This window comes from Weizmannia acidilactici, assembly GCF_008974185.1.
Taxonomy (GTDB): domain Bacteria; phylum Bacillota; class Bacilli; order Bacillales; family Bacillaceae_C; genus Weizmannia; species Weizmannia acidilactici.
The window spans coordinates 1-23,176 of record NZ_BKZP01000029.1 but is presented as its reverse complement, the minus strand read 5'-3'; the positions used below and the strand labels follow the sequence as shown (position 1 = coordinate 23,176).

Genomic DNA, 23,176 nt, shown 5'->3' with positions numbered 1-23,176 from the left:
GCCAAAAGCACATATTGCGGTTCGAAATGGTCATAAGATCTTTGCAAAAACGCTGCAAATTTTGCAATGAATTGGCTCTTATAGCCGCTCTAAAAAGCCCATAGCGCTGCAAATTTTGCAATGAATTGGCCCTTATAGCCGCTCTAAAAAGCCCATAGCGCTGCAAATTTTGCAATGAAACGCGAAGCATTGTTGCTTTTGCCCCTTAAGATCGGTGCTAAAGATCAATGTGCTTCAAATTTTGCCCGCAACAGACACTAAATCCGTGATAACCCTCGTGCATCAAGCCGATCCGCCCAATCACGCTTTCCGATACCACTCCCTCACTTTTTCAAGGCGCTTCCGCAGGGCTTCGATTTCCGCAGGGCTTTTTTCCTGCGGTGCAGCGCTGCGGGAAATACTGTTTTCGAATTCCGAAAACCAGTCAGGCAGCACTTCTTTCCTCCGTATTCCGGAATGTACGGGCCGCTGTTTTTTATATTTCAATGCCCGCGCCTGCTCCACTGTTTTCACCTTTTTCCCTGCCCAGTCCCTTAAGATCGTTTCGCAATATTTCCAGCTGGACACACCGCGTTCCACCGCTATTTTCATTGCTTCAATAACAAGCTCCACCGATAAATCATCACACCAACAATAAATCTTTGATGCTACATAAGATCCAGCTGTGCCAAACCCGTGTTGTTCAAAAAACGAGATCGCTTTCTTTGTATCTGCGAAAGAAGTAATCTTTGGAGTAATCTCTGTAGTAGTCTCTGAAGTAGTCTCTGGTATTGCACTTTCATCGTGAAAGTCTGAATCGTCATTTTGAAAGTATGTATTTTCATTTTGCCCATTCGAATTTTCAAATTGAAAGTCCAGACTTTCAATTTGAAAATCCGGGCCGTCATTCTCAAAAGACGGCAATTTGTAACCTTCCAAAAAATAACCCAGTTTTGCGAGATCGCGCTGAATCACCGAAACATTCACCCGGTATTGCAGCGTTTTGTCCCAGCGGTATTTCGGGTTGGTCCGTTTCGACAGCCAGTTGTGTTCACACAGCTTGTCCAAATACCGGCGCATGGTAGCTTCGGAGTTTGTCATCATGCATTCTTTCGCCAGTTCATCCGCTTTTTTGTAAATCCAGCCGTGGCGAAGCTCCAAACAGGATGGATCCATGTTCGCCATGCGCATGCGATTCTTTTCCTCCAGAAGAAATTTGTCGAAATCGGCAACCCTTTCCGACCAATAGAGCATTTGGTTCAACACAATCGCAAGCTTGTAATCCCCTGTTAAGGCAACAAGTTCTTCCTTGATCACGACGCGTCCAAGTTTCATCATTCCCATTTCCCCTTTTAAAAACGAGTGGGCTACTGCCCCACTCATTACATATTTTTTTCGGGGATGTCCGGACACCCGGGAACAGAGAAGATTCACCCTAAGACCAAAAAAGTTCTCCCGGGAACAGACAAAATTCCCGCCGAACCGCCAAATATTCTCGCCTGGGAACAGGATTCTCCCGAAAACAGAGAAGATTCACCCCAAGATCAAGCAAGTTCTTTCGGGAACAGACAAAATTCCCGCCGAATCGCCAAATATTCATATCCGGGGACAGGCGCCCATCTCCGGCCCCCCTGCTTTGCTTGTTCCACGCGAAACATTCCCATGGAAAAAATACACAATTCGGTGCATACTGATACTATGCAAACAAAATGACGATGCGGGGTTGAAGCAAAGATGAACCAGCCGGAAATCTCATTCCAGAACGTCAGCAAATCATTCGTCCATCACAACGAAACGGTCCGTGTTTTAAAAAACATCACCGGGGAAGTGCAAAAAGGGGAGATCCTTACGATCATCGGCCCGTCCGGATCAGGGAAAAGCACGCTGCTTTCCTTGTGCAATTTACTGATCACGCCGGATGAAGGCGAGGTGCGCGTCCAAGGGAAAGAGGTGCGCGAATGGAATGCACAGGAATTGAGGCGCCGCGTCGGCATTGCGTTCCAATCGCCGCCGATGCTTGCCGGGACCGCATTTGAAAATTTGTCGCTTCCTGCCAAACTGCGCGGCAAGGAGCTCGAAAACCCCGAACAATATATGGAATATGTTGGATTGCCAAAAAATCTGCTGACAAGGGAAGCGAAGGAGCTCTCCGGCGGGCAGCGGCAAAGATTGTCGCTAGCCCGCACGCTCGTCAACGAACCGGATGTTTTGCTGCTCGATGAAATTACATCCGCGCTCGATGCCAACGCCGCGCGCGGGGTGGAGGACCTGATTGTGCGCATCAACCGGGAGCGGCATACGACCATTTTGTGGGTCACCCACGATTTGGCGCAGGCGGAACGGGTCGGGGACCGCGTGTTTCTCATCATTGACGGGAAATTAATTGAATCCGGTCCGGCGCGCGAATTTTTTGCAGGCCCGCAAACCGAAGAGGCGAAACAATTTTTAGCGGCAAAGAGGGAAAGCCAATGAATCTCATAACCGTTTTGCTCAGTTTCAGTTTTGTCATGATCGCGCTGTTTTTATCGGCCGGATTTAAGCTCGGGCTCGGGCGTGACCTGCTCGTCACGAGCATCCGTGCGGCAATCCAGCTGCTCATTGTCGGCTATATTTTAAAAGCGGTGTTCGGGTTCGACCGGGTGTGGGTGATCCTGCTGATGCTCTTGATCATGATTGCGGTTGCCACAGGAAATGCCGCCAAAAGGGGGAAGGGGCTGCCGCATATTTTCTGGAACATCTTTTTGGCGATCACGATCTCCGAAGCCGTTACGCAAGCTTTTCTGCTCGGGCTAAAGATCGTGCCGGCCACGCCGCAGTACATCATTTCGATCAGCGGCATGATCATCGGAAACTCAATGGTGATTGCCAATCTATTTCTCAACCGGTTAAAAGGTGAAATCAATATGCGGAAAGACGAAGTGGCGCTTGTGTTGTCGCTCGGGGGCTCGCCCAAGCAGGCGATTTACCCGGTGCTGAAGCAGTCGATCCGCGCGAGCCTGATCCCGACGGTGGAAAGCCAGCGGACGATCGGGCTTGTCCAGCTGCCGGGCATGATGACCGGGCAAATCATTGCCGGCGCCGACCCGATCCAGGCCGTCCGCTTCCAACTCTTGATCATATTCATGATCTTGTCGGCTGCGTCACTGACAGCCATTATTCTCGGGTTTCTCATCTACCCACGGTTGTTTAATAAGGATCAGCAGCTTGACATTGCGGCCTGGAAGTGAAGAGTATGAGTATACCGGTTAATTGATTTAAAAATTCAAAAAATTACGTTTTAAAATCGCAGCTATTTCAGCCGCCCCCGTAAATGCCCACGTTCGAACCCGGGATGGTTCATCAATTCTCAACATCCGGCTGCCGCGGTAAGCCGGATCTCGACAAAAATCAGGATATTTCCGCGGAAATATCTACGCATGTAAAAGCCCAGAACCGGTAGTGCACCGGATTCCGGGCTTGGAATCTATCTGAAAGGCAGGGACATGGGCCATTAATGTCCGTTTTCGGGAGGTCCGGTCTTTTGCGCCGCCGAGCGTGTCCGTGCTTCGCTTTTCATTTTGTCAGGTTCTCCTTTTCCGCATCGCCTGTCATTTCGCCCCGGGCCTCTTTCGCTTCCCCTTTCAATTGATTGCCTTTTCCTTTCAGCTGTCCACCATGGAGTCTTTATCCCATTTGTTCACCATTCATATTCCCCGGCTGAGCGCCGGTGAACGCAAAATGAAATCTCCCACCATTTTGTGCGCAACTTCACATATACAATCAAAAAAAGCACGAAAAGGGATCCCCATCCCGTGCCGGAGGAATCGTTAAATGTTCTTTTTATTCTGTTTTGGTGGTATGTATGTTAGGCCGAAGTAATAATAATTCGCACAGTTTGTTGTGCGTTTGCACTGCTCAAGGAAAGTATACTCGGAGCAGTTCAGTTTCAGCCTCGTATGATTCGGGAACTCAACAAAAAGCCCGTCCGGTGTCTTTTCATAGAAAAGGACATTCGCAAGAAATATGAACTGGCAATCATAGGATTTTGCGGATTTTGTCGGCGTGGCGATAATGCCATGTTTTCCAATCATGACTGGCGTTTTGTTATAACCGAAAATCTTTCTCATGGCTTTTACGGACCCATCGTAATTGCACATCCTGTAGTGCATACAAGCCTCATTTAAAATATCAATCTTTCTTTTTTGGGAATAAAAGGTCCCTTTTTGATCATAAATGATGGTTTGGTAAATTTCGTTATAGGATGCAACCAGTGCATAAGTACCTTGATTGATAAGATAATGGTTTTTCTCAATGTACATGCATATGTTCCCCCTTGAATGATTGCCCCCAGGGGAGGAATGTATCTTACAACAAGGTGATATTCGTGGTGCAACAGACGTGTTTGGCCAAACACCTATACCAACTCCACCTCCATATTTAAAAAGGGGCATTTTCTAATGGATTTTTCATTTCTCCGATGCTTCCCCAAATAGGATACACCTATATTATAATCCAAATTTCCTATTTGAAAAGTATTAATTTACAATTTTGTTATTTTTTTTATTAAAGGTAATATTCTTCCATCCAAAATTCTACTAAAATCTCATATTTTCCCCTGTAAAATTTCAAATTTCCCCTGGGAAAATTTCAAAAATCCGGGCGGAAAGTTTCAAAAAAGGCCGTTCGAAAGCCCCGCGCATGCCTGGTATTGTATAGGCAACCCGGGAATTCAAGGAAAGCGCGCTTTCCAAAAGGGGAAGCGAAATGGAAAGTTTTGAAGAAGTATTGGAGCAATACCGGCCGATGATCTACCACATGATCCGCAGGCTCCGCATTTATAAAAATGTGGATGAGTTTGAGCAGATCGGCCTCATTGCCCTTTGGGAAGCTTATCAAAATATGCAGGAAGACAAAGGGTCATTTACGGGCTATGCGTATGCGACAATCCGCGGGAAAATGCTGACGGCGCTCGCGAAAGCCAGGAAAGAGGATGAGACGGTTGTTTACCCGAAGGAAGAATTTTGGAGCGTGGAGACGGACATGTCGCTGCGCCCGCCGCTTGAGCTCGAAACGCTGCTCAGCTATTGCGACGGCTTGACGGAAAACGAGAAAAAATGGGTTGTCGCCACCTTTTACCTGCAGCTGAAACCAGGTGAAATCGCCGTCATTGAAGGCAAATCGATCAGCGCCATCAAAAAATGGCGGAAAGGGGCGCTTGAGAAGATCAAAAAACAAATACAACAAAGTTGAGCAAAAAGGGGCTGTCCCAAAAGACCCGGGGCACCCCTTTTTTATGTAAGGTAAATGTGATCATTCGAGATTGTTGCGCAAAATTTACGCGACCCCTGCGGGAAAAGCGAGCCGGCGGGACCTTTGGAGTAAAATTTCCCCGAGAAAATGGTTCAGAGAAGCTGTGTCACTACCGTTGGGGTAAATCAACCCTCGTGAACGTTCTTTAGAAGGCCTGTAAGAACCATTGGGGTAAAAATAACTCTCGTGAACGGACTTTAGAAGCGGTGTAAGAACCATTGGGGTAAAATCAACCCACGTGAATGGTCTTTAGAAGCGGTGTAAGAACCGTTGGAGTGAAAGTTTTCCACGTGAACGGACTTTAGAAGCAGTGTAAGAACCGTTGGGGTAAAAATTTCTTGCGTGAACGGACTTTAGAAGTAGTGTAAGAACCATTGGAGTAAAAATTTCACTCGTGAATGGTCTTTAGAAGCGGTGTAAGAACCATTGGAGTAAAAATTTCTTGCGTGAACGGACTTTAGAAGTAGTGTAAGAACCGTTGGAGTGAACAATTCCTTCGTGGATGTTCTTTAGAAGCAGTGTAAGAACCATTGGAGTAAAAATTTCTTGCGTGAACGGTCTTTAGAAGTGGTGTAAGAACCGTTGGGGTGAAAGTTTTCCACGTGAACGGACTTTAGAAGCGGTGTAAGAACCATTGGAGTAAAAATTTCACTCGTGAATGTTCTTTAGAAGCAGTGTAAGAACCGTTGGGGTGAAAGTTTTCCACGTGAACGGACTTTAGAAGCGGTGTAAGAACCATTGGGGTAAAAAATTTCCACATGAACGGACTTTAGAAACCCCGCTACAACCGTTAGAGTAAAAACATCCCGAGGAAATGGTTCAGAGAAGTTATCTCACAACTGTTAGAGCAAAAATTTCCCCGTGGGAAAAGACTTGTTAGAGGAAAAATTCCCCAAAGAAATGATTCAGAGAAGCAACGTCAGGATCGTTAGAGGAAAAACGCCTAAAACGGTCCTGACAATGCTTGAAAAATTTCTGCTTAAAAGGGGCTTTGGGTATAGCCACTTTATTCAATCCGCAATAAAATAATCACGCAAATATTCGTACCAAACTTTCACGCCTTTTGCGCTCGGGGCGGTTTGTTCGCCGTTTTCGAACTTGACATACGCTTTAAACTTCCCGCTGTTTGGGTCCGGCCAGTTTTTCCAATGGTTCAGATAAGTATAACCTTCCACTTTTGTAAACATCTCGAGCTGGTCGACCTGGTCAGGATAGTTCGTCGCCTGGTACAGCGGGAACGACGGCTGGATCAGGAGCACCGCATCTTTCCACGCAGCTGCGGCAGTCTTAATATCATTCAGCTGATTTTCCATCGCAACAGCCCCGTTATTGTTCAAAATGAACGGCTCAAACAGCACAAGATCCGGTTGAAAATCCGCCACATCTTTGTACTTCCCTTCACGGATAAACTCGTCTGAATTCATGTCATAGGCGAAAAGGGAAACATGGACATGGCTGCCGTACGCTTTCCTTAACGCCTGCTTCAGTTGCGGCCCCCAGCCGTTTGAATCGATGCCCATTGCATCCGATCCGACAATCGCGATCTTGTAAGCACGTCCCTTGCTAATCGCGGCTTTAAAATCCGTGCGGGCCTGCTTCGGCCAGTGTGCGGTGTATGCGGTGAAGTCCGTATTCGGCTTCTCCGACGTTTTCGCGGCTCCCATCTTCGCGGATGTTTCCGAAGTGGTTTTCGTTTCTTTTGCCTCCGCAGCCGAATCTTGAAACCGGCTGGGATCTGTCTTGTATCCCCAGTACATATTCCCCGCCACGAACACGACAACAGCGGCAAGGATCGACATTATTGTCGCCAAAATTTTCATGCACAAAACCTCCAGCAAATGAAACTTCATTGCAAATCTACAAAAATTATGACAAAAAACGCCATTTTGCACAACAAAAACCTGAGGAAGGAAATGCCAGAAAACGATTTGAATAGACACCGATTGATGCTTAAATACTTCTTGTAGCAAAAACATTAAAATTATTCCAGTTTACAGCAAATTTTAAAGAAAATTATGGTATAATGTACGGTAGTTTTCTATCAATTTCGCTATCATGCCGCATATTTTGAAGGAGGAAAACATGGAAGAAACAATCAGTCTAAAAGAACTCATGCAGGTTTTGCGCAAGCGGCTCTCGATGATCGCGCTGGTTACACTGGGTGCCATGATCGTAACGGCCGTTGTCACCTATTTTGTCATAACGCCTGTCTATGAATCTTCTACGCAGATCCTTGTTAATAAAGCAAGCGATGACCAATCGATGTATACAACAAATGCCGTACAGACAAATGTGCAGTTGGTCAACACATATAATGTCATTATCAAAAGCCCGGCCATTTTGGATAAAGTGATTGACGAACTGAACTTGAAAATGACAAGCGACGAGCTGAACAGCAAAATTACGGTTAGCAGCGAGCAAAATTCACAAGTATTCACCTTGACAGTCCGGGACACGAACCCGTATATGGCAGCAAAAATCGCCAATAAGATCGGGAATGTGTTTAAAAGCGAAATCAAAAAGATCATGAAAGTGGACAACGTCACGATCATTTCCAAAGCACAAGTAGCAGAAAAACCTGTACAGCCGAAACCGCTCCTGAACATTGCGATCGCGCTTGTTGTCGGCCTGATGATCGGTATCGGGATCGCCTTCCTGCTTGAATACTTGGATAACACCATTAAAGATGAACAAGACATTGAGCAGATTTTGGAACTGCCTGTCCTTGGGGTGATCGGGCAGATTGACGACCAGGAGTTAAACACCGCCACGCGTGCAGGAAAAAAAACAAAGGGAAAGGTTGAGACTGTTGGCGCCTAAGAAAACAAAGCTGTTGAACACAAGAAGGAAATTAATTGCAAAACTAAACCCGACATCGCCGATTTCCGAACAGTTCCGGACGATCCGGACAAACATCAGTTTTTCATCCGTCGACAATGATTTGCAGTTGTTGATGGTCACATCAAGCGGCCCGGGAGAAGGAAAATCGACAGTTATCGCGAATCTCGCTGTTGTCTTTGCACAGCAAGGGAAAAGGGTGCTTCTTGTCGATGCGGATTTGCGGCACCCGACCGTTCATTACACATTCGGGATGACGAATACGTTTGGACTCACAACCGTATTGACAAAGCAGGGTACACTGCGGGAGACAGTGTCAAAAACAGATGTCGAAAACCTGCATATCTTGCCGAGCGGCCCGATTCCGCCAAACCCGGCAGAACTCCTCAGCTCGCGGGCGATGAAGGAATTTTTAAAAGAAGCGAAAGAAGAATACCATGTCATTTTGCTGGACACACCGCCGGTTCTTGCGGTAACGGATGCGCAAGTGCTGACAAACCAATGCGACGGCACGATTCTTGTCGTATCGAGCGGAAAAGCGGAAGTGGATGCGGTGAAAAAAGCGAAAGAACTGCTTGAGGCAGCCAATGCCAATTTGCTCGGCGTTGTCCTGAACAACAAGAAAACGCAGCATACACATTATTATTACTATTATGGAAAAGAATGAAGGGTTTTGTCACAAAAATCTTTCTAGTAATGTTGAAAAAATGGTAAAATTGGACTATAATTTTTTTAGAGTATTGCCGACATTGAAATGAAATTCCATTTGAAAGAAAATTTGGAGGGGTTTCGATGATTGATATCCATTGCCACATCTTGCCGGGAATTGACGACGGCGCACAGACGATTTATGACAGCCTAGATATGGCGAAGCAGGCTGTATCGCAGGGGATTGATACGATCATCGCCACCCCCCACCATATGAATGGAAAATATGAAAACCGCAAAACGGACATTGTCTCAAAAGTTGACGAATTGAATGCGAGATTAAAAGAAGAACAAATCGATTTAACCATCCTGCCGGGGCAGGAAAACCGCATATACGGCGAAATTTTGGAGGATTTTGAAAAAGGGGAAATCCAAACATTAGCCGGTTCCTCATACCTCTTTATTGAATTCCCGTCCGGCCATGTCCCGCGCTATGCCGAAACGCTTTTATACGATATCCAGGTGAAGGGTCTGGTGCCGATCATTGTCCATCCGGAACGGAATGCCGAACTGATGCAGCATCCGGACCGCCTGTTCGAAATGGTGAATAACGGCGCAGCGACGCAAATTACGGCGGCAAGCCTGATTGGTGCGTTCGGGAAAAAGATTAAAAAATTCAGCGAGCAGCTGATTGAAGCAAACCTCACCCATTTCCTTGCTTCAGATTCCCACAATGTGACGACCCGATCGTTTAAAATGGAAGAAGCGGTTGACGAAGTGACAAAGAAATACGGCGCGGATATGCTTTATTTCTTCACGGAAAATGCCGAACTGCTTGTAAGCGGCCAAAACATCTACAGAGAAGTCCCGCAGCCGATTAAACAAAAGAAGCTTTTTGGTCTGTTTTAATCGGCTTTCTTTTCTGGACAAAATCCAAGTATTTTAGTGGGTTTATCGTTTTGCGATGCGCTTTTCGGACATGTCTCCCATCCGTTATCACGTGAGGCACTCGGTCATGCTGTGGGTGTTTTTAAGCACCTTAGACGCTTGTCGTCGGAAGTATGATGTGAGGGCGGGTTAGATGCCCGGTTTTAATTTGCACTATTTCTACACCTGAAAAGTATAGAATGTAAAATTTCGAAATTCAAGATATTTGTAATGGATAGGATACATACGAAATCTTAACAATTGATGAACATAAGGGGGTACTGACAATGAAAAAAGTAAGAAAAGCGATTATTCCTGCCGCTGGTTTAGGGACAAGGTTTTTGCCTGCAACAAAAGCCATGCCGAAAGAAATGTTGCCAATTGTGGACAAGCCTACGATCCAATACATAGTCGAAGAAGCCGTTGAATCCGGTATCGAAGACATCATCATTGTAACCGGAAAAGGAAAACGCGCGATCGAAGACCATTTTGACAACGCCTGGGAACTTGAACAAAACCTTGCTGAAAAAGGAAAATTCGACCTCTTAGATAAAGTCCGCTACTCATCCAACTTAGCCAATATCCACTATATCCGACAGAAAGAACCACTCGGTCTGGGGCATGCTGTCTGGTGTGCGCGCAACTTTATCGGCGACGAACCATTTGCAGTCCTTCTTGGTGATGATATTGTCCAAAACGACCCGCCATGCTTAAAACAACTCATTGATCAGTACGAAGAAACCCATTCTTCCATTATCGGCGTCCAGCAAGTCCCAGAAGAAGAAACACACCGGTACGGCGTTATCGCACCCGCTTCCAAAGAAGGCCGCCGATATCAAGTTGACAAATTTGTCGAAAAACCAAAACAAGGCACCGCACCATCCAATCTTGCCATTATCGGCCGTTACTTATTGACACCGGAAATCTTTATGTTCCTGGACAAACAGGAAAAAGGCGCCGGCGGCGAAATCCAATTAACAGATGCCATCCAGCAGCTGAATCAGATTCAAAGAGTATTTGCTTACCAGTTTGAGGGCAAACGGTATGATGTAGGGGAGAAATTGGGGTTTGTGAAAACAACGATTGAATTTGCTTTGCAAGATGAAAATATGAAAGATGAACTGCAGACATTTATAAAAGAAATCATGACCGAATCGCTCGTTAAGTAGAACTATACGTTTAAATCAGGGGGATGACAATAGATGTCATTAAAAAAACGGTTGCCGATCTTGATGCTGCTGGACTCGGCGATTGTACTTTGTGCTGTCTTTGCTGGATATTTTATTTTAAATCCTTATATGAATGTGTATACACACCCAATGCTTTGGGTTAGTTCTTTAACATTATTAATCAGCTATCATATTTTTGCTTTTCGATATCGTTTATATCAAAAGGCTTGGGAATATGCAAGCGTAGGTGAATTAACTGCAATTATAAAAGCAGTTACTTTTGCAGCAGTAATTACAGCCGTTGTCCAATTCATTGCTATCCATAATGTTTATTGGCGGGTATTGACCATTACATGGATGATCCATATTTTGTTAATCGGGAGCTCACGGTTTTCATGGAGGGTGTACAGAGATCGCTTTATGGCTAGCAAGGTTCAAAAAAAGAGGACACTAATCATCGGAGCTGGTTCTGCTGGCACAATGGTCGCCCATCAATTATTAAAAAGCAAGGATGCAGATTTAGAACCAGTTGCTTTTATAGATGATGACCCGAACAAATGGAAACTTGAAATTTACGGAGTGCCGGTAGTCGGAATGGTTAGTGAAATCCCTTGGGCAGTTAAGCAATACGATATTGACCATATTGTCATTGCCATTCCTTCCTTAAAAAGAACGGAAATGCAGCGTATTTATGAAGAATGTGCAAAAACAAAAGCAAAAACAAAGGTATTGCCAATGCTTGAAGATTTGATCACCGGCAAAGTCTCTGTTAACCAAATCCGGGATGTACAGGTTGAAGACTTACTTGGAAGAGAACCAATTGAACTTGACATGTCCATGATTTCAGAGAAATTAACGGGAAAGACTGTATTGGTAACCGGTGCGGGCGGTTCCATTGGATCAGAAATTTGCCGCCAGGTAGCACAATTCTCACCTAAAAAACTATTGCTTTTAGGGCATGGCGAAAATAGTATTTACACGATTGATATGGAATTAAGAAATAAATACGATAATGATATCGAAATTGTCCCCCTTATAGCTGATGTACAAGACCGCGTTCGCATCTTTGACATTATGAATGAATATAAACCAGATGTCGTTTACCACGCTGCTGCCCATAAGCATGTGCCATTAATGGAATATAATCCAACAGAAGCCGTAAAAAATAATATTTTTGGAACAAGAAATGTTGCAGAAGCAGCCGATACTTTTGGTGTCAAGAGTTTTGTAATGATCTCAACAGATAAGGCAGTAAACCCACCAAACGTAATGGGGGCGACAAAGCGATTTGCTGAGATGATTATTCAAAACTTAGCCAAGGAAAGCAAGACCAATTTTGTTGCGGTCCGGTTTGGTAATGTTTTAGGAAGTAGAGGGAGCGTTATTCCATTATTTAAAAAGCAAATTCAGGCTGGTGGGCCGGTTACGGTTACACATCCTGATATGACAAGATATTTTATGACGATACCAGAAGCTTCCCGGCTTGTGATCCAAGCAGGTGCGCTTGCAAGGGGAGGAGAAGTATTTGTGTTAGACATGGGAGAACCAGTCAAAATTGTTGATTTGGCTAAAAATCTTATCACGTTATCCGGCTTTTCAATTGATGAGATTGGAATAAAATTCACCGGGAAACGACCGGGAGAAAAGTTGTATGAAGAACTGTTAAACGAAAATGAGGTTCAGAAAAAGTCAATCTATCCTAAGATTCATGTTGGCAAAGCAAGTCCGATGAACAAGGAAGATCTATATCATGTCATTGATTCATTGCTGAATAAAGATTCTCAAGAGCTTAAAGAAATATTAATAAAAATAGCAAATACAAAATTCAGTGAAGGCGTGCCGCTGGTAAGCCAGTAAAATCGATAGGGAGCTGTTCTGGCAAATGAAATATAATCCTACAATCAAAAGAATAATAGACTTTATACTGTCTTTAGTGGCGCTGATTCTTTTATCGCCATTTTTTTTACTTATTGCTTTAGTAATTAAGCTGGACTCAAGAGGGCCGGTATTTTTTAAGCAAAAAAGAGTAGGAAAAAACAAGGAGCACTTCTTTATTTTAAAGTTTAGAACGATGCGGACGGAAACGCCAAAAGATATGCCAACACATTTGCTGCAAAATCCTGATGCATTTATTACAAAAAGTGGCAGACTTTTAAGGAAAACTAGTCTTGACGAATTGCCGCAGATCATAAATATTTTAAAGGGTGATATGAGTATTATTGGACCTCGGCCTGCATTGTGGAACCAATTTGACCTTATTGAAGAAAGAGATAAATATATGGCGAATGATATTTTGCCAGGATTAACTGGATGGGCACAAATTAATGGAAGGGATGAACTCCCAATACCAGTTAAAGCTGCGCTGGATGGAGAGTATATAGAAAAAGTTTCTTTTTTATTTGATATAAAGATCTTTTTTAAGACCGTATTTAGTGTCTTAAAATCAGAAGGTGTAAAAGAAGGCGCAAATATGTCTTCTACTCGTCCGAATCAAAGGAGAGTAAACTGATTCATGGATAAGAAACGAATATTAATCACTGGAAAGAACAGTTATATTGGTACAAACTTCATAAAATGGGTTTCCCAATGGCCTGATAAATATGAAACAGAAGCTATTTCAGTAAGAAATGATGATTGGAAATCACACGATTTCTCTATGTATGATACTGTATTGCATGTTGCTGGAATTGCGCATGTTTCAGCTGATCCTAAATTGAAAGAACTGTACTTCAAAGTAAATAGAGATTTAGCAATCAATGTAGCTAAAAAAGCAAAAAATGATGGTGCCAAACAATTTATTTATATGAGCAGCATCATCGTTTATGGTGCAGATGGGAAAATTGGAGAAAAAAATATTATAAAAGAAAATACTAAGCCAAGCCCAATTGATTTTTATGGTCAAAGCAAATTAGAAGCTGATTTAGAAATTCAAAAATTAAAAGATAAAGATTTTAAAATTGTAATTGTAAGAACACCTATGGTTTATGGTCCAAATTGTAAAGGAAACTTTCCAAGACTTATAAAATTAGCAAAATTTTTTCCGATATTTCCAAGCATTTCAAATCAAAGAAGTATAATTTATATTGATAATCTAACAGAGTTTTTAAGAATCGCTATTAATTCTGAAATGAGTGGTATTTTTTTTCCTCAAAATAAAGAATATGTATCAACTAAGGAAATTATTGATTTAATGGCTAAAAATATGGGTAAAAAAGTATTCTTTGTATCGTTTTTCAACCCTTTTCTTCGTCTTTTATCTAGAAGGCTAAATCTAATAAATAAAGTATTTGGTAATAAAGTATATGATAAAAGGTTGAGCCCTAAGGAAGATTATTGCATTGTTGATTTTAATGAATCTATAAAAAAGAGCTTATTGTAGGTTGGTGACAAATGAAAAAAAAGGTATTATTTTTAGGTAATCATGGTTTTGTAATTTATAATTTTAGGAAAGAATTAATTCAGAAATTGTTAAGTGAAAATTATGAAGTCTTTTTGTCTTTCCCTTATGATGATAAAGTTCCTGAAATGGTTAAGTGGGGTTGTAAATTTATTGATACCAAGGTGGATAGGAGAGGTAAAAACCCATTTAAAGATTTTAAATTACTGGTTGTTTATTTAGGAATACTGCTAAAAATTAGACCTAATGTTGTTTTAACTTTTACTATTAAGCCTAATTTGTATGGAAGTCTTGCTTGTAGGATTTTACACATTCCGTGTCTAAATAACATAACTGGATTAGGAAGCGGATTTGGAAATGGTGGTTTTTTAAAATTTTTTTTGATTTTTATGTATCGTATTTGTTTAAAAAGATCCTCATGTGTTTTTTTTCAAAATCAACAGGATATGAATTTATTAATTGAAAAGAAAATTGTTAAAAAAAATTATCAATTAATACCTGGTTCTGGTGTTAATTTATCTGAATTTACTTTAAAGGATTTCCCAAAGGAAACTGAAAAAATTGTATTTATATTTATTGGAAGAATCATGAAAGACAAGGGAATAGATCATTTTTTAGAGGCTTCAAAAATAATAACAAGTAAATATCCTAATGTTATATTCCACATAGTGGGTTTTGTAGAACCAACTCAATCTTTTTATGAAAAAATAATTAAAGAATATGAGAAGAAAGGTTATATAAAATACTTTGGATATCAAAAAAACGTAAAACCATTCATAGAAGATGCCGAATGTATTATTCAACCTTCTTACAGTGAAGGACTTTCAAACGTCTTACTAGAATCCGCAGCTACGGGGAGAGTCTTAATCGCATCAGATATTCCAGGATGTAGAGAAACGATTGAACAAGGAGTGAATGGTTTTACATTTAAAGTTAAAAGCACAACGAATTTAACAGGTATTTTGGAGAAATATATTCAATTACCATATAAAAAAAGAAAGCAAATGGGACTTAATTCCAGAGAAAAAGTAAAAAGAGACTTTGATAGAAATATTGTAATAAATGCATATATGGAAGAAATAGTTAAACATTAACTATTAAATAAAAGAATATAAAATAATCTTGTTTTTTCGGTCGTTTCAAGTATGAATTGAAATGTATGTTGTCATGTTGTCCTATATTTAGCTATTTGTTAGGAGAAAAAATTATGAAAGTAGCACATATTCTTAGCTGGCTTAATACAGGCGGGGCGGAGAAAATAACCACAGAATTAGCAAATCTAATGTCTGAAAATAATTTAAAAGTGAAGATAATATCTATACTACCAGGAAGAGGAATACCTTATGATATTATTAACAAGGAAAGGATTGAAATAGTAGAGCTTAATTATAAAAATAAGTTTAATCCACGTATCGCTTGGGATTTGTACAAATTAACTTTAGATTGTCAAATAGTTCACACACATACATTTTATGCTCAATTTTATGCAAGTATATTAATAAGCAAAAATAAATTGATTACGACTGAGCATAACACAAATAACAATAGAAGAAAAAACATTTTATTTAAACCCTTAGATTATTTAATGTATAAAAAGTACAAAAGAATAATATGTATAAGTAGCGCTACCAAAGTAAGTTTAAACAATTGGATTAAAAGTACTCGTAGCAAGTCGGTAGTAATCAATAATGGAATTAATACTAAAAAGTATTGGAGTTCAAAACCTCTAGATAAAGAAATGTTAGGCATAAATGACAACAGCTGCATTATACTAACATGTACGGCAAGGTTATCGAAAGTAAAAAATCATGTAACATTAATTAAAAGTTTAGTCGGTTTAAAAGAAAATTATCACCTATTTTTAATAGGCAATGGAGAGAAAAGAGATGAGATTAAACAATTAATTTTATCAAATGGTTTACAAGATAGAATTACTCTTCTTGGAAATAGAGATGATGTAGATAGAATATTAAAAATAACAGATATATTCGTTTTAGTATCATTGTGGGAAGGATTTGGTTTAGCAGCTCTTGAAGCAATTTTGTCCAATACATATTGTATTCTCTCTGATGTTGAGGGGTTAAATAATTTAGTTCCAAAAAATAATTATGTTAGATATGTAGATCCATTAAACCCAGAACAAATATTGAAACAAATAACTATACTTTGCGAAGAAATAAAAACGCTCAAAGAAAATAAAAGTAAAAATATTAATAATGAGGAAGTCATTAGGTATATTATGAACAATTACGACATTAATAATACTTCAGAAAAATACAAAAGTATTTATTTTGAGATCATGAAAGAGAAAAAGAGCAGGAGGATGAGATGGTTTATTTAGGAATTATTGGATGTGCCATAATTTTAGGCCTTTCTTGGATTAAATTAAAGGATATAATTGCACCGCCAATTATCCTTTCCTCAATATGGCTACTGATATATATAGCATTACTTTTAAGAAAAAGCAAAATAAATTTTGATAATTTTTATTATCTTTCATTTGTTTTTAGTTTATTTTGCTTTATACTTGGTTTTTTTATGGTAGTGAGAAATAGAAACAAAACGAATTTTGAACCGAATAGAATCAAAAAAAAATTCAATCCCTTTTTAGGTAAATTAGTAATAGCAATTAATAGTGTTTTATTTATATTTTATTTGGTAAAGGTTCGTAGTTATATATTTTCTAATTTCAATTTTAACTTTTGGCAGACTTTAAATGCAGGCAGGCGGTCGGGTACATTTGTAGAGGGTAACATTGTATTGTATGCTAGAATAGCAATAATTGCTTTTTCAATTGTTAGCTCGATTATATATTTTAGCAATCCTAAACGAGGAAATAAGTTATACTTTTTAATATCTATTTTTTTTGCAACAATTTTTGTAATTACTGCAAACAATAGAGGGATAATTTTTCTTCTGATACTTAGCGTTTTTTTTGCCTTTTTGATAATTAAAAACTATGATAGTATGAAAACTTTAATAGTTTTACTTACTACTTGTTTAATTTTATTAGCTGTATTTATAGTCTTTTCATTTTTAAAATTTGTTTATCAAGATCAAAGTAATTCATTACAGTTTATTATTAACCAATTCAGGATATATTTTACTACACCTCCACTTGCATTTGTTCAATGGATTGGTTCATTTCATGAATATTCTTATGGTGCAAATACGTTTCGCTTTTTCTCGGCGATCCTAAATTCATTAGGCTACAATATTGTTATTCCCAATACTGTTCAGCCATTTACTTGGATATACGGAGATTATTCAAATGTATATACGGTTTTACAGTATTATTCTAGTGATTTTGGATTAATATATGCTTTTTTCATTCTATTTGTTTTGGGGGCTATCCATGGATATTTATATAAAGAATCAATTTTAAAAGAAGATAAAAAAGTTTTTTTTATAGCCCTTCAATCAGTTTCTTATTACCCATTAATATACCAGTTCTTTTCTGATCAGTATTTTACAATTTTATCAACTTGGTTGCAGTTCTTGTTTTGGATTTGGCTGTTTACAAGAAGTTTCTTATTGATAGATTCTAAAGACAAAAAATAGAGGTTATTTTATGAAAAAGGTCCAAGTCTTATTATCATCTTATAATGGAGAAAAATACATAAGAGAACAAATCGACTCGATTTTGAAACAAAAAGATGTGGTTGTATATTGTTTGGTTAGGGATGATGGGTCAACTGATGATACAGTTCAAATTTTAAAAGAATATAAAAAAGAATATCCTAATTTTGATTATGTAGAAGGTGAAAATGTAGGTTATAAAAAGAGCTTTCAAATATTGTTACAAATGACAGGTAACTATGATTACTATGCTTTTTCAGATCAAGATGATATATGGATGCCAAGAAAACTAATTAGTGCAGTTAAAAAAATATCTACAGAATCTAGTGATATACCAATTCTCTATTGTTCGAATTGTATTCTTGTAAATAAGGAGTTGACGGAAATAGGGATTTTGCATAAAAAAAATATTTTACCTAATAGTAAATACAGAGCATTAGTTCAGGGGTTTGCTCATGGTTGTACAATGGTTATGAATAAAAATTCTCGAAACTTAATGCTGAGATACACACCTAAAATTGAATATGCACATGATTATTGGATTCCTATACTCCATCTTTTTTTAGGTAAGATTTTATATGATTCGAATGCTTATATTTTATATCGTCAGCATGAAAATAACGTATTTGGTGGTAGAAGATCCTTCTTTAAAAAAATAAAAGCTAGTTTGAATAAGTATAAAGTGTCGAGTTTCTATTCGAATCTTATAAAAGAAATATTAAGTGGGTATTATGATATGCTTTCTAAAAACGATCAAAAACTACTAACGGAAACGTTAGACTATAAAAATTCTTTTTATTTAAAGCTCAAATTGTTTTTCAATAAAGAACTAAGAAAAAGTACAATAAGAGGTACTCTAATAATAAAGTTATTAATACTTTTATCGAAATTTTAATACGATCCCAACTATAATTTTGCCGTTCTATTAATTATTGGTTGAATAGTGCACATCTTAACTATTACTTATATGTAATGGGTTAATTGCAGTATTATGGTTAAATACTATTAATATATTGTTTTTATAAAATGATAAACCAAGTCTATCTACAAGGAAATACATTTTACACGATTATATTTATATCTGATTTTATAAAATTAGATAGAGTGGTTTGAATAATATAAAATTAGTCAAGTTATCAAGTGAAAATTAAGGAGAGGATACATTTTGAGTTGCAATCGACTTAACAATAACAAGATATATCTTGTAACAGGAGCAGCAGGGTTTATTGGTTTTTATTTATGTGAGAGACTTTTAAAGCAGAATTGCAAAGTTATTGGGATTGATAATATTAATGATTACTATGATGTAAATTTAAAGTATTTTCGACTGGAAAAGTTAAAGTTATATGAAAAATTTACTTTTATCAAAACTGATATATCCAATAAAAAAATGATCCAAGAAATATTCAACGAATATAAACCTGAAATAGTAGTAAATTTAGCTGCTCAAGCCGGTGTACGCTATTCAATAGAAAATCCTGATGTATATATTCAAAGTAATATTATAGGTTTTTACAATATACTAGAGTCATGTCGTAAGTATTCGGTTGATCATTTGGTTTATGCGTCATCTAGTTCTGTATATGGGTCAAATAAAAAAGTTCCTTTTGAAGAAAAAGATTTTGTTGATCATCCTGTATCTTTATATGCTGCAACTAAAAAATCAAATGAATTAATGGCTCATACATATAGCCACCTCTATAAAATTCCAGCGACAGGGTTGCGATTTTTCACAGTTTACGGTCCCATGGGAAGACCAGACATGGCCTATTTTGGATTTGTCAATAAATACTTTTTAGGAGAACCAATTAGAATCTTTAATAATGCAGATTTTGAGCATGATTTAACCAGAGATTTTACTTATATTGATGATATTGTTGAAGGTATGGAGAGAGTTATTTCTAATCCCCCTGTTATTGGAGATGCTGCTCCTCATAGGGTTTTTAATATTGGTAATAACAAGCCTGTCAAATTAATGGCGTTTGTTGAAGCCTTAGAAAAATCGTTAAGTAAAACATTGGGAAGAGAAGTTAAGTTTAAAAAGATATTTGAACCAATTAAACCAGGAGATGTGCCAACGACATATGCATCAACAGAGTTATTAGAGAGTGCGGTAGGTTTCAAGCCTAAAACATCAATTGAGGAAGGGTTACAAAAATTTTCTGATTGGTATGTAAAATACTATAAAATAGAGTAGTAAAAAATCCAAAATTGAATAGAATCAATTGCAAAGTTGCATTTAAAGAAAAAGGCAGGGATCAAAAACATTAAATCCATTCTTGTTGAGGAGGCTAATTAAATTCAACAATTAATCCTGAAACCAAAGAAATTCCCACTCTCCATAATACGATTTGCATGAAATCTAGTATAATATGGACATAGATCCAGGTTGACAAATTCCAAACTCAGGTGGTTTTTTGTTAATTAGGGTTTGCTGAATAAACAAAAATTCCTGATTTGACAAGAATTTCAGCCACTTTTGTCGAATATAAAGTGTAAGGATTTTATGGGAAACATGTTAAAAACCTTGCACTTGGAGGCCGTTACGATGTACAAAAAGACCGAACATCAATTAACTTTTGTAGAAGATTTTTTTCTACCATTCGGTGGAAAATTAAATAAAGAAAATCGCTGGGTCCGTCTTGCTGAATTAATCCCTTGGTGGAAGGCTGAAGAAAAGTATGCCACCAAGTCCTTCAAGAAAAAATTCAAAGGCGAAAAGGCTTATTCTGTCAGAGTTGCTCTTGGGGCTCTCTATATCAAAGAACGGCTTGGGCTATCTGACCGGGAAACAGTCGAACAGATCACGGAAAACCCGTATCTTCAGTATTTTATCGGGTTGCCTGAATTCCAGGAAAAAGCCCCATTCGATCATTCTCTATGACTCGTTTTAGAAAACGTTTGGGTGCAAACATCATCAATGAACTGAATGAATGGATTGTTCTGGAAGAACAAGAACGCCAATCGGAAGAAGCATCTAAGGAAAATGACAACGATGATGATCACCATGATGATGACGATCATAGTAGTGGTGATCATCAACCTTCCGGTCCTGCTTCGGAAGAGAATTCAACTGGATCGGCTTCTCCTAAAACGAAGAACAAAGGAAAGCTCATTCTGGACGCAACCTGTGCACCGGCTGATATTGCTTACCCTATAGACCTTGGACTGTTGAGCGAAACTCGTGAGAAGCTAGAACATTTCATTGATGTCCTACATGAACCACACAAAGGAAAGTTACAAAATCCATGGACCTACAGAAAAAGGGGTCTGTAAGGACTATTTTTCTGTCGCTAAGCAACGCAAAGCTGGTGCCTGGAAAATCCGGAAAGCTGTCGGCAAACAACTTGGATATGTGAAACGGAATCTGGAGATATTGGAAATCTCATTACCCAAAGCTCTCTGTCTCTTTTGAGTAAAGATGAATACCGACAACTCCTCGTGATTCATGAACTTTACCGCCAACAGGCAGAAATGTACAAAAAGAAAACACATCGGATTGACCACCGGCAAGTTGGTTCATAATGGCTTGTAATGGAAGTTGAAAGTTAGCTTGAAAAACAAATGGTGACCAACCTTCGAGCGAGTATCTTACCCATTTTTTAATATAAGTATGGAATCTTAGCCTGCTAAAGAACTTGAAAGATATGGAAACCGCAAGTTATATTTTATATGTGCCTAAATGAGTGTTTAAAGATATGTTTACCATGCAGAAAAAGTAAAAATACATTTTCGGAAACAATCAGACATTTTTTGAATGCTTATTCCGAAAGCCTACCTACTACAGACGTTAATTAGATTTTCGTAACGGATTCAGGTTCAACTAAAAGCCGTTTTCTAAAAAACATAGTGTGGAATTTCCAATACCTTAAAGGATAGGTAGAGTTGATTTAGCTATTTTGATATAGAGTTAAGAGGGATTAATTTGAACAGCAAAGCCTTTGTGTTTTTTAAGAATTTATCTTATACATTATCGTCAAATTTGGTCTCTATGATAATTTCCACCATTGTTATTTTAGTTTTACCTAAACTTATTGGAGTGGAAGAATATGGATATTGGCAACTTTATATTTTTTATTCATCTTATGTCGGTTTTCTTCATTTTGGTTGGAATGATGGGATTTATTTAAGATATGGTGGGGAAAAATATAAGGACCTAGATAAAAAAACTTTTTTTTCCCAATTTTGGATGCTGGCCACCTTTCAATTAGTGTTTGGGACATTAATTTTTTTATATGGTGTATTCAATCAGCATACTAAAAATGGATTTATTTTTGAAGCGACGGCAATTTGTATGCTCTTTGTTAATTTAAGATACTTTTTATTGTATACTCTTCAATGTACGAATAGGATTAAAGAATATGCTGCAATTACTTTATTCGAAAAAGTGCTATATTGTGTATTAATCATTCTTATGCTGGTTTCAGGTTTTAGAAATTTTGAGTTTATGATATGGGCTGATTTAATTGGAAAGCTTGCATCGTTAATCTATGCGGCCTACTTCTGCAAAGATATTGTTTTTCGTCATTATAAAGATTTTCAAATTAATTTTAGAGAAACTTTTACTAATATTGATGTTGGCATAAAACTTATGTTTTCAAATATTGCTAGCATGCTTATACTCGGTATAATACGGTTTGGGATTCAGCATACATGGGGGGTAAAAATATTCGGCAAAGTATCCCTTTCATTATCGATTTCAAATCTGACCATGACATTTATTACTGCAGTTGGAGTAATAATGTTTCCTCTACTTAGAAGAACGGAACAAAGTAGATTGCCAAATCTTTTTAAAACTTTCCGTGCTGTCTTAACATTTGTCCTTTTAGGTTGTTTAATTTTGTATTATCCATTGAATGTAATATTATTAGCTTGGCTTCCAAAGTATAGTGAAAGCCTAAAATATTTAGCGATTATTTTTTCGTTATGTGTTTATGCTGGAAGAATGGAACTATTAGTAAATACTTTTTTAAAAACCTTGCGAAAGGAAAGGCTTATCCTTTTAATTAATGTAATATCTCTATTAGCAAGCCTGCTTATCACGTCTATTGTTGCTTTGGGATTGAGAAATTTGATATTAACAGTGACTTCCATTGTAGTTTTAATTGCTTTTAGGTATACATTAGCTGAAATATTGTTATCAAAGCTTCTCCATGTTACTATCAAAAAAGAGATCTTTTATGAAACGAGTTTAATTACTTTATTTATCATAACTGGCTGGTTCTTCTCATCAATTACTGGATTTATCATTTATTCATTTTTTTATTTAGCTTATCTTATATTGAAAAATAAAGAGTTAAAGCTAACTTTACTTCAAGTAAGAACGTTAACTGAAAAATAATCTAATTAT

At 38.3% G+C, this 23,176-nt stretch carries 19 protein-coding genes and 1 pseudogene; 17 read left to right on the top strand and 3 right to left on the bottom strand.

The window, feature by feature from the left end; translation table 11 throughout:
* Positions 1-300: 300 nt before the first annotated feature.
* Positions 301-1,317: a DnaD domain-containing protein gene (locus tag BpJC4_RS12190; RefSeq protein ID WP_172967505.1), complete on the bottom strand. Its 1,017-nt coding sequence runs from the start codon at positions 1,315-1,317 to the stop codon at positions 301-303.
* A 396-nt stretch (positions 1,318-1,713) separates the two neighbouring features.
* Here BpJC4_RS12190 and BpJC4_RS12185 point away from each other — a divergent pair, with 396 nt between their 5' ends.
* Together BpJC4_RS12185 and BpJC4_RS12180 are read left to right on the top strand one after the other, a co-directional pair.
* Positions 1,714-2,451 (top strand): ABC transporter ATP-binding protein, encoded by a 738-nt coding sequence (locus BpJC4_RS12185; RefSeq protein WP_151681348.1) that lies wholly within the window; start codon positions 1,714-1,716, stop codon positions 2,449-2,451.
* A complete protein-coding gene (locus BpJC4_RS12180) occupies positions 2,448-3,206 on the top strand; it encodes an ABC transporter permease (RefSeq protein WP_151681347.1) in 759 nt (252 codons plus the stop codon). The genes BpJC4_RS12185 and BpJC4_RS12180 overlap by 4 nt, the downstream gene beginning before the upstream one ends.
* 579 nt (positions 3,207-3,785) lie before the next feature.
* Here BpJC4_RS12180 and BpJC4_RS12170 read toward each other — a convergent pair.
* On the bottom strand, positions 3,786-4,277 hold the full coding sequence (locus BpJC4_RS12170; protein WP_253693864.1) for a competence protein ComK: 492 nt from the start codon (positions 4,275-4,277) through the stop codon (positions 3,786-3,788).
* Positions 4,278-4,722: 445 nt separating this feature from the next.
* On the opposite strand from BpJC4_RS12170, the gene BpJC4_RS12165 reads away from it, so the two are divergent.
* On the top strand, positions 4,723-5,208 hold the full coding sequence (locus BpJC4_RS12165) for a sigma-70 family RNA polymerase sigma factor (protein ID WP_151681346.1): 486 nt from the start codon (positions 4,723-4,725) through the stop codon (positions 5,206-5,208).
* A gap of 1,070 nt (positions 5,209-6,278) precedes the next feature.
* Here the strand turns inward: BpJC4_RS12165 and BpJC4_RS12160 are convergent.
* Entirely contained in the window at positions 6,279-7,088 is an 810-nt protein-coding gene (locus BpJC4_RS12160) for a hypothetical protein (protein WP_151697965.1), read from the bottom strand.
* A gap of 262 nt (positions 7,089-7,350) precedes the next feature.
* Here BpJC4_RS12160 and BpJC4_RS12155 point away from each other — a divergent pair, with 262 nt between their 5' ends.
* The 14 genes and pseudogenes from BpJC4_RS12155 to BpJC4_RS12090 all read left to right on the top strand — a co-directional run bounded on the left by BpJC4_RS12155 (position 7,351) and on the right by BpJC4_RS12090 (position 23,167).
* A complete protein-coding gene (locus BpJC4_RS12155) occupies positions 7,351-8,088 on the top strand; it encodes a YveK family protein (RefSeq protein ID WP_151681345.1) in 738 nt (245 codons plus the stop codon).
* Positions 8,078-8,773, top strand: coding sequence for a CpsD/CapB family tyrosine-protein kinase (locus BpJC4_RS12150; RefSeq protein WP_151697971.1), 696 nt, complete (start codon positions 8,078-8,080; stop codon positions 8,771-8,773). Before BpJC4_RS12155 ends, BpJC4_RS12150 begins: the two co-directional genes overlap by 11 nt.
* A 125-nt stretch (positions 8,774-8,898) precedes the next feature.
* The gene (locus BpJC4_RS12145) at positions 8,899-9,663 is read left to right on the top strand and encodes a tyrosine-protein phosphatase (RefSeq protein WP_151681343.1); all 765 of its coding nucleotides are present in this window, start codon (positions 8,899-8,901) and stop codon (positions 9,661-9,663) included.
* A 305-nt stretch (positions 9,664-9,968) separates the two neighbouring features.
* Positions 9,969-10,850: a UTP--glucose-1-phosphate uridylyltransferase GalU gene (gene galU, locus BpJC4_RS12140; RefSeq protein WP_151697964.1), complete on the top strand. Its 882-nt coding sequence runs from the start codon at positions 9,969-9,971 to the stop codon at positions 10,848-10,850.
* Positions 10,851-10,883: 33 nt separating this feature from the next.
* Entirely contained in the window at positions 10,884-12,707 is a 1,824-nt protein-coding gene (locus BpJC4_RS12135) for a polysaccharide biosynthesis protein (RefSeq protein ID WP_151697963.1), read from the top strand.
* Positions 12,708-12,732: 25 nt separating this feature from the next.
* Positions 12,733-13,359: a sugar transferase gene (locus tag BpJC4_RS12130; RefSeq protein ID WP_041818686.1), complete on the top strand. Its 627-nt coding sequence runs from the start codon at positions 12,733-12,735 to the stop codon at positions 13,357-13,359.
* A gap of 3 nt (positions 13,360-13,362) precedes the next feature.
* Complete coding sequence (locus BpJC4_RS12125) at positions 13,363-14,229, top strand: NAD-dependent epimerase/dehydratase family protein (protein ID WP_151697962.1); 867 nt, start codon at positions 13,363-13,365, stop codon at positions 14,227-14,229.
* 11 nt (positions 14,230-14,240) lie between these two features.
* A complete protein-coding gene (locus BpJC4_RS12120; protein WP_013858302.1) occupies positions 14,241-15,341 on the top strand; it encodes a glycosyltransferase family 4 protein in 1,101 nt (366 codons plus the stop codon).
* 113 nt (positions 15,342-15,454) lie between these two features.
* A complete protein-coding gene (locus BpJC4_RS12115) occupies positions 15,455-16,588 on the top strand; it encodes a glycosyltransferase (RefSeq protein WP_172968366.1) in 1,134 nt (377 codons plus the stop codon).
* Positions 16,576-17,808 carry an O-antigen polymerase gene (locus tag BpJC4_RS12110; RefSeq protein WP_013858304.1) on the top strand — a complete coding sequence of 411 codons (1,233 nt, stop codon included), beginning with the start codon at positions 16,576-16,578 and terminating at the stop codon, positions 17,806-17,808. Before BpJC4_RS12115 ends, BpJC4_RS12110 begins: the two co-directional genes overlap by 13 nt.
* Positions 17,809-17,818: 10 nt before the next feature.
* Positions 17,819-18,721, top strand: coding sequence for a glycosyltransferase family 2 protein (locus BpJC4_RS12105; protein WP_013858305.1), 903 nt, complete (start codon positions 17,819-17,821; stop codon positions 18,719-18,721).
* Between the two features lie 270 nt (positions 18,722-18,991).
* A complete protein-coding gene (locus BpJC4_RS12100) occupies positions 18,992-20,023 on the top strand; it encodes a GDP-mannose 4,6-dehydratase (protein WP_013858306.1) in 1,032 nt (343 codons plus the stop codon).
* Between the two features lie 351 nt (positions 20,024-20,374).
* Positions 20,375-21,342, top strand: a pseudogene (locus BpJC4_RS12095) (transposase); the annotation flags it as partial.
* 409 nt (positions 21,343-21,751) lie between these two features.
* The gene (locus tag BpJC4_RS12090) at positions 21,752-23,167 is read left to right on the top strand and encodes an MATE family efflux transporter (RefSeq protein WP_151697960.1); all 1,416 of its coding nucleotides are present in this window, start codon (positions 21,752-21,754) and stop codon (positions 23,165-23,167) included.
* Positions 23,168-23,176 lie beyond the last annotated feature (9 nt).